The sequence below is a fragment of the candidate division KSB1 bacterium genome (genome assembly GCA_022566355.1).
GTDB lineage: Bacteria > Zhuqueibacterota > JdFR-76 > JdFR-76 > DREG01 > JADFJB01.
This window is the reverse complement of sequence record JADFJB010000019.1, coordinates 1-12,428: the sequence shown is the minus strand read 5'-3', so window position 1 is coordinate 12,428 and position 12,428 is coordinate 1. Positions and strand designations below refer to the sequence as shown.

Here is a 12,428-nt window from a genome sequence, read left to right as displayed (position 1 = left end):
GTAATAGAAGTTTCATATTTAATTTAAATTAATTTAGGCAAAAAAAATTGACCCGTTGGTCAATTTTTTGTTTAGAAAGTTGTTCTACAAAAATTTTATTGATCCAGGAAAAAATATTTTGGGTTAATTGCTTTGCCATTACGCTTAACTTCATAATGTAAATGATATCCGGTTGCCCTACCAGACCTTCCCACTTCACCAATTGGATCTCGTCTTTTAACCTTTTGATTCTTTTTTACTATGACAGTAGATAAATGACCAAAAAGTGTTTTAAGTCCATCCCCATGATCAATAATTAGATATTTCCCATAACCATATTTGAAATCATTATCTCTCACAACAATAACTTCACCATCTGCTGGAGCTCTTACAATTGTACCTTTGGTTGAGGCAATATCCATCCCATAATGAAGTTTTTCTATATCTTCAAAAGGATCAATTCGTTTACCAAAAGGACTTTGTAACCAGCCCTCTTCCACAGGCCGTATCGTGGGTGTTGTTCGAGCTTTTCTCTTATTCTCTTCTAATATGGTTTGAATTTCACTGAAACTACTAAACTCAAGATCAATTTCTCTTTCCAATTGTGCTAAATCAATATTTACGGAAGTTACCTGGTTATTAAGAGGAACCGGTAAATCTTCCAATCCTGAGCCTTTAAAATTCACTGAAGAGCCACCAACCCCTACATCCCAGACGTCCTCATCAACTTTAGGCAAACCGGTTAACATCCTCAAATCATTATCAAAATCCTCCAAAATTTTTAGTTGATCCTTAATATATCCAACTTTTGACTCCATTGATGATAATTGCGATATCAAAACAGCATTTTGACGATTTAGATGACTTATCTTATAACTTCTATAAACTTTAATAAGAACGTAAGTTGAAGCGCCAGTAAGAAGAAGGCACCCTATTAAAATAAGAGATATTATAAAAATTAATTTTTTGAAATTGATATTATAACTTTTGAAATCTGATCCATCTTCAATGAAAAACAACAACTTGAGATTCCGGAACTCCATAAATGCTCCTGACAATTTAAACAGTTTTATTTCCCCTATTCTTCTCAATTTCTTTTATTAATTTTTAAATTTTCAGCAATTTAACTATTTATTGTGCAATTATCAATAGTAAAGTTACATTTTCTTAATAATAACTAAATTATATTCTAAAAATCATAATTTTCATTCAACTGATAGTATAGATTTAGTAATAATTGATGAAATGACTTAACCTAAGTATACACGCAAAGACCGGCTTCTGGTTACGTGCCGTAGTCTGTGAAGTGCTTTTTCCTTAATTTGCCTAACTCGTTCTCTAGTTAACCGGAAAACTTCTCCTATCTCCTCCAAAGTCAAAGCACGTTCGCGGCCCAGGCCAAAATATAATCGAATGACTTCAGCTTCTCGATTTGACAGCGAGTTAAGAGCTACTTCCAAGTCAACCTTTAAGGACTCGGTAAGGACATCATCATCAGGAGAAGGTTCTTCCTTATCTTGAATCAAATCTAACAAGTTATTTTCACTATTTTCTTTGATGTTCATCGGTGCATCTAAAGAAAGATGGCGTCCAGCAATTCTCATAGCATCGTTCACTTCCTTTAAAGTCATATCCAATTCGGTGGCAATTTCTTCGGAAGTTGGCTCTCTCTCAAACTCTTGTTCTAAATGGCTTAGTGCTTTACCAATTTTATTCAAAGCCCCAACCCGATTGAGCGGTAATCTAACCACTCTTGATTGCTCTGCAAGAGCTTGTAAAATAGCCTGTCTAATCCACCAAACAGCATATGATATAAATTTGAAACCTCTTGTTTCGTCGAAACGTTTTGCCGCTTTGATCAGGCCGAGATTCCCTTCATTAATTATATCTCCGAGAGATAAGCCTTGATTTTGGTATTGTTTAGCAACGCTGACGACAAAACGTAAATTTGATTTTGTTAGCTTTTCTAAAGCTTCTGCATCATCATGTTTTATTTGACGTGCAAGGTAAACCTCCTCATCCGGGGTTAAAAGAGGCACTTCTCCAATTTCTTGAAGATACTTCTCCAATGAAGCATTATTTGGCAGATAATTTTTTGATATGTTTTTCACATTCCTCCTCCTCAAGAGTCATGGAAAATGATTCAGCAAAATTAATAATAATTCATGTTAGTAGAAATAAATCAATTTTTGGGGCATGTTGAAGGTGTTTTCGTGCATTCTTATTTAGTGAGTTTTACTAAATGTGGAGGCAAATATATACGGTATATTACAAAAAGTCAACATTTATTTAATTTTTTTAAGTTAATATTATCAAAATCGTGATCGATATAAAAAAATACTTGACAATGTTATCACTCGAATATATGTTAGTAACAAATGAAATTAAATAGAAAAACAATGAATAAACTCCAACTTACCTGCTTACTTTTATCACTGCTTATTTTTTCTACAATTGGATTTGGTGATTCGGTTATAAAAGAATTTCGGGCTGAACCCGGGATGAATAAAGTTTATTTGGCTTGGTATGTTAGTCTGGAAACTGATATAAACGGTTACAAAGTTCTTAAAGGTTTTGATCCCACTCAACTTAGAAGTCTGGAGTTCATTAATGCAACGAGCGAAACAATCCCTCCCGGTAGTACAAAAAAGTATGAATATACTGATAAATCCGTATTTAAATCTGACGGAAGGTCTTATTATTATCAAATAGCGGTAATGAACAAAGACGGACAAATTGTAACATCAACTGAAATTCGTGAAGTATCCCCCAACATTTCTGCTGTCCGTCATACTTGGGGAAGTATTAAAGCGATATTTCGTTAATCCTTCGTAATTATTTTTCTCTTGTTTTTTCACACTCCAGGTTCTGTCATCGACCAGGGATCCAGAACTTTATTTAGTTCATCCGGTGGTAATACATTAAGCTCCTGTGCAACTTCACGGATCGTCTTACCTGTTGCATACGCCTGTTTTGCAATTTTGGCAGCAGAATCATAACCTATTTTCGGGGATAAAGCTGTACACATTGCCAGACTTAATTCAACTAACTCTTTGGTTCTAGTTTCATTTGCACGTAAACCGGAAATACATTTTTCTGTAAAAACCAATACTCCTTTGCTTAATAAATCAATTGACTGCAGCAGGTTATAAGTAATTACCGGCATCATTACATTCAATTCGAAATTACCGGTTAGTCCACCGACTGTTACAGCGGCATCATTGCCTATGATTTGTGCAGCTACCATACATAATGCTTCAGCAATGACGGGATTCACCTTACCCGGCATAATTGAGGATCCTGGCTGCACTTCAGGAATCAATATTTCTCCAATGCCACAGCGTGGGCCGGAACCCAGCCATCGTATGTCATTGGCTATTTTAGTAAGACTAACTGCAATTGTTTTCAGTACAGCACTTACTTCAACCGTTGCATCTTTCGCACCTTGAGCTTCAAAATGGTTTTCCGCTTCCCGAAATTCCAACCCAGTTATCCTTTTGACCTCTTTAATAACCAGTTGAGCAAATTGCGGATGAGTATTTATTCCGGTACCAACAGCAGTTCCTCCGATGGCCAGTTCGGACAGGTTTTCGTAAACATTCATTAGGCGCTTAATGCCATGTTGTATCATGCTCGCGTAACCGCTGAATTCTTGACCAAGTCGAATTGGCGTTGCATCCTGTAAATGTGTACGGCCGATTTTTATTATCTTATCAAATTCTTTTTCTTTTGAAATTAAAGCTTCTGCTAACTGCTTTAATGCTGGCATTAAATCATTATGTATTGCTTCGAGTACGGAAATATGAATACACGTAGGAATTACATCATTGCTAGATTGTCCCATGTTTACATGGTCATTCGGATGAACCGGTTTTTTATCACCGATACTGCCACCTAATATCTCATTTGCTCGATTTCCGATTACTTCATTCGCATTCATATTGGTCGACGTTCCCGAACCAGTCTGAAAAATATCTAAAACGAACTGGTCATCATAATTTCCATCCATTACTTCTTTTGCTGCCTGGGATATTATATTTTTTAGTTTTTCATCTAGTAACCCGAGTTGTGAATTTGCTTTTGCGGCAGATAATTTAACCATTCCTAATGCGCGCAAGAATCTCCTTGGAAACCTAAGATCGCTTATTGGAAAATTTTCAATTGCCCGTTGTGTCTGTGCTCCCCAATACGCTTTTTACGGGACTTTCATTTCTCCCATTGAATCGGTTTCAATTCTGAATTTGTCAGACGACATGTCAACTGGTCCTTTATTAGATTTAATATTTATTTATTCTACTCATTGCGCCCCAAACTTTTTATGATTTCGAAATGTTTATATCCAACCGGTTGCACCGATAGCCGAATACCTCGTTTTGTGACCATAATACCATCAAGATCTTCATTCTCTCTTAATTCACCCAAAGATAAAAAATGGGGAAACTTCTCAATAAACTCGATATCTACCATATACCAAGTTGGATTCTCTTTAGATGATTTGGGATCAAAATACTTGTTTGAAGGATCGAAAGCAAAGTAATCAGGATATGCTAATTTACATACTTTTGCTATTCCAGCTACACCGGGCGGTTCAGCATTAGAATGATAGAATAAAACCCAATCCCCGATTTGCATTTCATTTTTCATATAATTTCGTGCTTTATAATTGCGGACACCCTCCCAATGGGTTGTACTATCCTTTTCCAAATCATCAATAGAATATACATATGGTTCACTCTTCATTAGCCAACAATTTTGATCACTCATGACTTCTTCCAAAAAATAATTATGATATAAGTTTTTCTATCGCTATTTTTGCTGCTTTTTGCTCTGCTTTTTTCTTACTTTTTCCAAAGCCGATACCTAATAGTTCACCATTTATCCGAACACCCACTTCAAATGATTTATTATGCTCTGGCCCTGTCTCCACCTTTATCTCATACCTTGGTAAACCTAATCCATGCCCCTGTGAATATTCCAATAATTGACTTTTATAGTTTTTATGCAACTCATCTTGCAATATTTTTTCCATATTGTGGAATAATAGTTTGTTTAAGATCGAATTCACACCTTTTTGTTTTCCATCTATGTAAATTGCACCTAACAAGGCTTCAAACGCATCCGCTAATATTGACTCTCTACGCCTACCACCGGAAAGTTCCTCTCCCTGTCCTAAATACAAGTATTTCCCCAAGTCAATCTCCCGAGCAAAATTGGCCAACATTTTCCTACTGACAATCACGGATTTATACCTTGTCAATGTTCCTTCACTTTTGAGTGGATAATTGTGAAAAAGATATTCGGTGACCAACAAACCTAAAATTGCATCACCAAGGAATTCTAATCTCTCAAACGTATCATAATGTTTACCCCCTGAAATGTTCAAATAAGAACGATGAACTAATGCAAGCTGCAACCATTTTAAATCTTTAAAACGATAATTGCATTTTTTTTCAAGTTCCTTAAGAGATCCTTGATTTAAATTTAGGCCTTTGTTACTTTTTAAAAGCCTTCTAATCCATTGAAAAAACTTCATTAGACAAAGATTCTAAGAAGTGCCTTAATTAATCCTTATATGATTTTATTGCCATACAAACATTATGGCCGCCAAAGCCAAAGGAGTTCGTTAAAGCCAAATTTATTTCTCGCTCAACCGCTTTATTTGCGGTATAATTTAGATTACATTCAGGATCCGGAGTGGTATAGTTAATTGTTGGGGGAACTATGCTATTCTGAATAGCCATAATACATATAATTGCTTCAACAGAACCAGCAGCCCCTAACATATGTCCCATCATAGATTTAGTGGAGCTAATGGCTAAATTATAGGCATGATCTCCGAAAACTTTTTTAATGGCCATCGTTTCTATTTTGTCATTGTAAAGAGTAGAGGTACCATGAGCATTGATATAATCGACATCATGGATTCCAAGACCGGCATCTTTTAATGCCAATTGCATTGCTCGAGTAGCGCCATCGCCTGTTTCATCAGGAGCAGTAATATGATATGCGTCAGCAGTGTTACCAATACCGCATAATTCAGCATAGATTTTCGCCCCCCGCGCTTTCGCCCGACCAAGTTCTTCTAAAACTAAAATGCCGCCTCCCTCCGCTAATACAAAGCCATCTCTTTCTGCGTCAAAGGGCCGGCTTGCTCCCTGGGGATCGTCATTTCGTTCAGACAAAGCTTTCATATTATTAAAACCTGCTATCCCCATAGAAGTGACCGATGCTTCACTTCCCCCTGTAATCATCACATCAGCTTCGCCAAATTGAATTGTCCGAAGAGCACTAGCAATTGCATGGGCGCTTGTGGCACAAGCAGAAGTCGTAGAGTAATTTGGACCTTTTAAACCATACATGATCGAGATTTGCCCGGGAGCAATATCTGATATCATCATCGGAATAAAAAATGGACTCACTCGCCGTGGACCACTTTCAATCAATTTTCTAAATTCTCGTTCAAAGGTCGACAATCCACCGATTCCTGACCCAGAAATAACACCGATTCTATTGCGATCTTCTTTCTCTAAGTCTAACCCGGAATCCTGAATTGCCATTGAGGCTGATGCCACCGCATATTTAGTGAAATCATCCAGTCTCCTGGCTAACTTTCGGTCATCGATAAAATCCAATATATCAAAGTTCTTTATTTCCCCCGCAAATTTTGTCGTATGGTTTTCGGTATCAAATTTGGAGATAGGGAAAATACCACTAACACCTTTGATTAATGATTGCCACAACTCGTCGTTATTTAAACCAACAGGTGTTACAGATCCCATACCAGTGACCACTACTCTTCGATCCATTCCCTCTCCTTATGACACATCTTGTTAAACAAACTAATGTCTTTTGCAGAATTATTTTGAAGTTTTACCTTCCAAATATTCTACAGCACTACCAACCGTCGTAATTTTTTCAGCATCTTCATCCGGAATTTCGATTCCAAATTGCTCTTCAAATTCCATCACTAACTCAACAGTATCCAAAGAATCCGCACCCAAATCATCTATAAAACTGGCTTCAGAGGTTACTTGACTAGGATCTACTCCTAATTTATCTACTATGATCTCTTTCACTTGATCTTGAACTGACATTTTACTTCCTCCGTTAATTTATGGTTTTAACTTAATCCTTATTTACGAACTAATTTACATACTTAATCCGCCATCTACACGAATAATTTCCCCTGTAATATACCGAGCTTCATCAGAAGCAAGAAATAATACTAAATTTGCAACATCTTCGGGCTGTCCAAAATCACGAAGCGGGATGTGCTGTAAATATTCTTCTTTCACTTTGTCCGAAAGCTCCCTGGTCATTTCAGTATCAATATAACCCGGTGCAATTGCATTCACCGTAATATTTCTAAGGCCCAATTCTTTTGCCACAGATTTGGTTAATCCAAAAAGTCCGGCCTTTGACGCGGAGTAATTTACCTGGCCTGCATTGCCCATTAGACCGACTACAGAAGAAATGTTTATGATCCTTCCTTCTTTCTGCTTCATCATGGTTTTTGCTACAGCTCGGGAACAGTTGAAAGCACCTTTCAAGTTGATATTGAGTACCAAATCCCAATCATCATCTTTCATTCTTACAAGTAAAGCATCGCGCCTGATACCGGCGTTATTTACCAAAATATCAATTCTTCCGAATTTCTCCATCGTTTTTGCTACAAGATTGTTTGAATCTTCAACATTTGAAACGTCACATGGGATGAAAATGGCATTCACTCCATTCGAAACCAGCTGATTTACAGCGTCTTCACCAGCTTCAACACTAACGTCAGATATGATTGTAATGGCCCCTTCCGCAGCAAGTCGATCAACAATGACTTTACCAATTCCACGAGCAGATCCTGTAACTATGGCAACTCTATTTTGCAACCGTGTCATTAGATGATCTCCCAAGATTAACTCTCATTTTATTAGACTGCTTGCTTTTCTTTTAGTCTTTCCAAATCTTCAGCTTTTCCAACCGGAGTACAAGAACAAGATCGATCTATTCTACGCAGTAAACCGGTTAGGACTTTACCTGGTCCAACTTCGTAAAATTCCGAACCACTCAGCAAAATCATATTTTGAACGGATTCCACCCATCGCACCGGGTGTGTTAATTGCTTAATTAATAGCAATCTGATTTCTTCAGGCGAGTTTGTGGGTTTTGCTGTTACATTAGGAACGATTGGACAATCCGGTTTATTGATCTGAAGTTCTTGTAATGCATTTGTCATTTCTTGCGTAGTAGGAGACATCAAGGGTGAATGAAATGCAGCACTGACCATTAATTCCAACGCACGTTTTGCCCCGGAATCCTGCGCCAATTCCATTGCCTTCTTAACACCGGCCATAGATCCGGAAATCACAATTTGTTCCGGAGAATTATAATTTGCCGGAACAACAACCCCCATCTGAGATGCTTCTTTACAAATTTTGTCAACTTGTTCGGCGGACAATCCAATAATTGCAGCCATAGTACCAGGCTCCATTTCGTCTGCATTTTGCATTAATTCGCCACGAAGCTTCACTACTCTTAGGCCATCAGTAAATGATATCGCTCCACATGCTACTAAGGCGGAATATTCACCAAGACTATGGCCAGCAACGACACCAGGCTCTATACCAAAATCTATAATGAGCTTAAAAACCAAGTAACTATTGGTAAAAATCGCTGGCTGTGTTATGCGAGTTTGCCTAAGCTCATCCTCCGGACCTTCAAACGAGATTTTCGCCAGATCAAATTCCAGGATATCAGATGCTTCCTGATATATTTCTTTCGCGCAGGAAAATTCATTATAAAAATCATTTCCCATACCAACATATTGAGAACCTTGCCCTGGAAATAAAAAACCTGAATCCATAATCTCTTAAAATTCAATTAAAGCAGAACCCCAGGTAAAACCACCACCAAAGGCTACCAATAAAACAATATCATTTTCTTTTATCTGCCCGTTCTCATAGGCCTCATGCAATGCAATCGGAATCGAAGCAGAAGATGTATTCCCAAACCGATTCACATTAATATAAACCCTTTCTTTTGGAACTGATAGGCGTTTAGCAATCGCATCAATGATTCTAATATTGGCTTGATGCGGAATAACCAATTTTATCTCATCAACGGAAAAACCATTTTCCTCAATTAGTCTTGTGGCTGCATCTCCCATGCAACTCACAGCATGGCGAAATACTTCCCGGCCTTCCATTCTAATATAAAACTTTTCGGGATGTTCATTAAATTTTTGAGAAGGATAAAGTGAGCCGCCACCTTCCACATTCAATAGATGACTTAAATTACCATCGCTTTTAATATACGTATTTATTATTCTGCGATCTCCAGCAGCTTTCCGGACAACCACAGCGCCTGCTCCATCACCAAAAAGGATACATGTATCACGATCTTCCCAATTTATTATTCTTGATAATATCTCAACACCAACTACGAGTATATTTTCATATTTCCCTGAGGATATCATTCCATCTGCAATGGAAAGACCATAAATAAATCCCGTACATGCTGCGCTAATATCGAATGCAGCTGCGTTTTTTGCACCAAGCTTTTGTTGCAAAAAACAGCCAGTGGATGGGAAGATCATATCCGGTGTTACTGTTCCCACGATTATCAAATCTAAATCTTCCGGCGAAATGCCAGAATTCTTGAGTGCAATCTTTGAAGCTTCCATGGCCAAATCTGAAGGTAATTGTCCGTTGTCGGCAATTCGTCTTTCCTGGATTCCCGTTCTAGATTGAATCCATTCATCAGAAGTATCAACCATTTCAGAAAGTTCTTTATTTGTTAGGACTCTTTCAGGCACAGATGCGCCTGTACCTGCTATTTCCGCAAATATCTTAGGTAAACTCAATTCCAACCTCTTGTAGTGTGTTTTCTCCCAGAGCATCTTGTAACTTTTTATTCAGGTTTAAAGTAAACATCTTTCTCGCTTCACGGATCGCATTACGAATTGCCTTTGGGGTTGATCGACCATGACAAACGATACAAATGCCGTTTAGACCTAAAAGAGGCACTCCACCATATTCTTGGTAATCCATCAATTGGCTCAACTTTCTAAAAGCGGGTTTCATTAAGATGGCGCCTAAATTTGCAGGTATATTACGTCCAACGCTTTTCTTTAGAGTTCTTGTAAACATACCAATTATGCTTTCCGCAAACTTCAAAACAATATTCCCAACAAATCCATCACAAACCACAACTTCTGCAGTTCCTTTAAGAATATCTCTGCCTTCCATATTGCCAATAAAATTCAAGCTGCTGCTTTTCAATAGTTTGTGTGCAGCCCGAACCAATTCATTTCCTTTAGACTCCTCCTCACCGATACTTAATAAGCCAACTTTCGGATTTTGAATATCGAATATATATTTCATATAAATGGAACCCATCGTCGCAAACTGTAGCATATTTATTGGTTTACAATCTGAATTTGCTCCAACATCTATCACCACACAAACGCCTTCCTCATTTGGTATAAATGATCCCAGTCCAGGCCTTAGTACACCTGGCAACCGTCCAAGGGTCAAAAGGGAAGTTGCCATGAAAGCTCCGGTGTTACCTGCGCTTACTACAGCATCTGCCATTCCCTTTTTAAGCAGATTCGATGCAACCACCATTGAGGCATCTTTCTTTTGCTTCAATGCTTTGGTTGGCGATTCTTCCATCTCAATGACTTCAGACGCATGATAAATGCTTATAGATAAATTTTTAATAGAAAACCTGGACAACTCCTTTCGGATTTTATGTTCATCTCCAACCAAAATAATTTCATATTTGCCCCGGGATACTCTTGCAGCCTGAATTGCACCATCTACCGTCGCCTCAGGAGCGAAATCCCCACCCATCGCGTCAACCGCTATCTTCATATTTTAATCGCTCAACAAAAAGATCTCTTTTCAGTCCAAATTAACCTGAATGGGATATGTGGTTCAAATTCTAATTTCATAAACGCCGAAAACAATATTTATCCCTCAATTTTCTACTCTTTCGGAGGATAAACCATTCTTCCGGCATAATAGCCACAATGCGGGCAAACTCTGTGCGGAAGTTTTGGTTGGTGACATTGGGAACAATTACTTGTAGCCGGAGCTTTTAACTTCCAATGCGTCCGACGCTTATCACGGCGAGTTCTGGATATTTTTCTTTTTGGATTTGCCATAGTATTTACTTATTCCTTAACTATTTAAAAATTCTCTTTCCTTTACAAATTAATTTTAGAGCTGTAATTTTTTCAATGCATCCCAGCGAGGATCAATTGTGATTTTCTCACAAACGCATTCGAATTGATTTAAATTATTTCCACATCCAGGACAGAATCCTTTACAATTTTTAGAACATAAATTTTTCATAGGTAATGCTAGTAACAAAACATCTCTAATGTCATCAGAAAGGTCAATATTGGCTTCGTTTGCTTTATAACTTCTAAAATTAACATTCTTTTCTTCTTCAATTATATCCGGATCAAAATGTCCACCGGAGCCAGTCACTTCAAAGTAAAGCTTTAATTCGCCGGTTAGCTCTTTTCCAAAATCTTGCAAGCACCGATCACAATCAAATGAACCCACGGTTTTGGACTCTACCTGCAGATAAATATGAGTTACACTTTTATCTACCTTTACAACACTAAAAACAGGCTTATTAAAAATCTTATCATTTTCAAAGCCATAAACAGAAGGTAACTCCTTATATTCCAACTCGTGATACCCTGAAGTCAATTTTACAATTGGAATTTTCATATTAAAAATCAAAGAACTTTGTTGATTTCAATTATTTTTCTGCAAAAATAGATTAGAATATAATAAAATATCCTCATTAGTCAACATTTATATCTTGAATAACAACAATAGGAAATTATGTGAAAACATCACAATTTAATTATGGTTAAGAACTTTTTAGATTCTTCTAAAACCTTCGTTTTCAAGGATATTCATTTAAAAGTCAATAATAAAAAAGCCCATGAAGAAATAAAATCATGGGCATGATATTTTAAAGAATTATAATTAAATTAAGATAAATTGAAAATATAATATTATAATATTTAAGTTAGTTCCGATCTTGAAAAGAAAAAACCAACTTCAATTTTTGCATTTTCAGGGGAATCCGAACCATGAACAATATTATTCTGTTTACTTGTGGCAAATTCTTTTCGGATTGTGCCTTCAGATGCTTCAGCCGGATCAGTTACGCCTATCAATTCTCGGAATGCAGATACGGAATTTGCTTTTTCAAGTACCATGGGGATGCATTGTCCTGAAGTCATAAATGCAACTAAATCATTATAAAAGGGCCTTTCTTTGTGAACAGCATAAAATTCACCCGCAGTCTTTCCACTTAATCGTATCAATTTCATACCGAGTATTTTAAATCCTGCCTGAAGAATTCTATCGATTACCTTACCTGTTTTATTAGCTTCCGTGCAATCCGGCTTTAAAATTGCCAGTGTTTGT

General features: G+C 37.2%; 14 protein-coding genes and 1 pseudogene. 1 reads left to right on the top strand and 14 read right to left on the bottom strand.

The genetic code is table 11. The features are described 5' to 3' along the window. Window positions 1-95: 95 nt before the first annotated feature. Together IIC38_05410 and IIC38_05405 are read right to left on the bottom strand one after the other, a co-directional pair. Window positions 96-797, bottom strand: coding sequence for a M23 family metallopeptidase (locus IIC38_05410; protein ID MCH8125382.1), 702 nt, complete (start codon window positions 795-797; stop codon window positions 96-98). Window positions 798-1,229: 432 nt separating this feature from the next. Further along, window positions 1,230-2,090 (bottom strand): sigma-70 family RNA polymerase sigma factor, encoded by an 861-nt coding sequence (locus IIC38_05405; protein ID MCH8125381.1) that lies wholly within the window; start codon window positions 2,088-2,090, stop codon window positions 1,230-1,232. Window positions 2,091-2,378: 288 nt separating this feature from the next. Here IIC38_05405 and IIC38_05400 point away from each other — a divergent pair, with 288 nt between their 5' ends. Beyond that, window positions 2,379-2,804, top strand: a complete 426-nt coding sequence (locus IIC38_05400; protein ID MCH8125380.1) for a hypothetical protein — start codon at window positions 2,379-2,381, stop codon at window positions 2,802-2,804. 29 nt (window positions 2,805-2,833) lie between these two features. Here IIC38_05400 and IIC38_05395 read toward each other — a convergent pair. The 12 genes and pseudogenes from IIC38_05395 to ndk form a co-directional block, all read right to left on the bottom strand. Continuing rightward, window positions 2,834-4,234, bottom strand: a pseudogene (locus IIC38_05395) (class II fumarate hydratase). A 38-nt stretch (window positions 4,235-4,272) separates the two neighbouring features. After that, a complete protein-coding gene (locus IIC38_05390; protein MCH8125379.1) occupies window positions 4,273-4,743 on the bottom strand; it encodes an EVE domain-containing protein in 471 nt (156 codons plus the stop codon). A 19-nt stretch (window positions 4,744-4,762) separates the two neighbouring features. Then, window positions 4,763-5,512, bottom strand: coding sequence for a ribonuclease III (gene rnc, locus IIC38_05385; GenBank protein ID MCH8125378.1), 750 nt, complete (start codon window positions 5,510-5,512; stop codon window positions 4,763-4,765). Between the two features lie 28 nt (window positions 5,513-5,540). Next, a complete protein-coding gene (gene fabF, locus IIC38_05380; GenBank protein MCH8125377.1) occupies window positions 5,541-6,785 on the bottom strand; it encodes a beta-ketoacyl-ACP synthase II in 1,245 nt (414 codons plus the stop codon). 51 nt (window positions 6,786-6,836) lie between these two features. Then, window positions 6,837-7,073, bottom strand: a complete 237-nt coding sequence (locus IIC38_05375; protein MCH8125376.1) for an acyl carrier protein — start codon at window positions 7,071-7,073, stop codon at window positions 6,837-6,839. 54 nt (window positions 7,074-7,127) lie between these two features. Further along, window positions 7,128-7,871 (bottom strand): 3-oxoacyl-[acyl-carrier-protein] reductase, encoded by a 744-nt coding sequence (gene fabG / locus IIC38_05370; GenBank protein MCH8125375.1) that lies wholly within the window; start codon window positions 7,869-7,871, stop codon window positions 7,128-7,130. A gap of 32 nt (window positions 7,872-7,903) precedes the next feature. After that, window positions 7,904-8,836 carry an ACP S-malonyltransferase gene (fabD, locus tag IIC38_05365; GenBank protein MCH8125374.1) on the bottom strand — a complete coding sequence of 311 codons (933 nt, stop codon included), beginning with the start codon at window positions 8,834-8,836 and terminating at the stop codon, window positions 7,904-7,906. Between the two features lie 6 nt (window positions 8,837-8,842). Next, window positions 8,843-9,871: a ketoacyl-ACP synthase III gene (locus tag IIC38_05360; GenBank protein ID MCH8125373.1), complete on the bottom strand. Its 1,029-nt coding sequence runs from the start codon at window positions 9,869-9,871 to the stop codon at window positions 8,843-8,845. Next, on the bottom strand, window positions 9,822-10,847 hold the full coding sequence (plsX, locus tag IIC38_05355; protein MCH8125372.1) for a phosphate acyltransferase PlsX: 1,026 nt from the start codon (window positions 10,845-10,847) through the stop codon (window positions 9,822-9,824). The genes IIC38_05360 and plsX overlap by 50 nt, the downstream gene beginning before the upstream one ends. 113 nt (window positions 10,848-10,960) lie before the next feature. Further along, window positions 10,961-11,140, bottom strand: a complete 180-nt coding sequence (rpmF, locus tag IIC38_05350) for a 50S ribosomal protein L32 (protein ID MCH8125371.1) — start codon at window positions 11,138-11,140, stop codon at window positions 10,961-10,963. A 55-nt stretch (window positions 11,141-11,195) separates the two neighbouring features. Further along, window positions 11,196-11,717, bottom strand: a complete 522-nt coding sequence (locus tag IIC38_05345) for a DUF177 domain-containing protein (GenBank protein MCH8125370.1) — start codon at window positions 11,715-11,717, stop codon at window positions 11,196-11,198. A 302-nt stretch (window positions 11,718-12,019) separates the two neighbouring features. Then, the coding region (gene ndk, locus IIC38_05340; GenBank protein ID MCH8125369.1) for a nucleoside-diphosphate kinase at window positions 12,020-12,428 on the bottom strand (409 nt) is incomplete at its 5' end.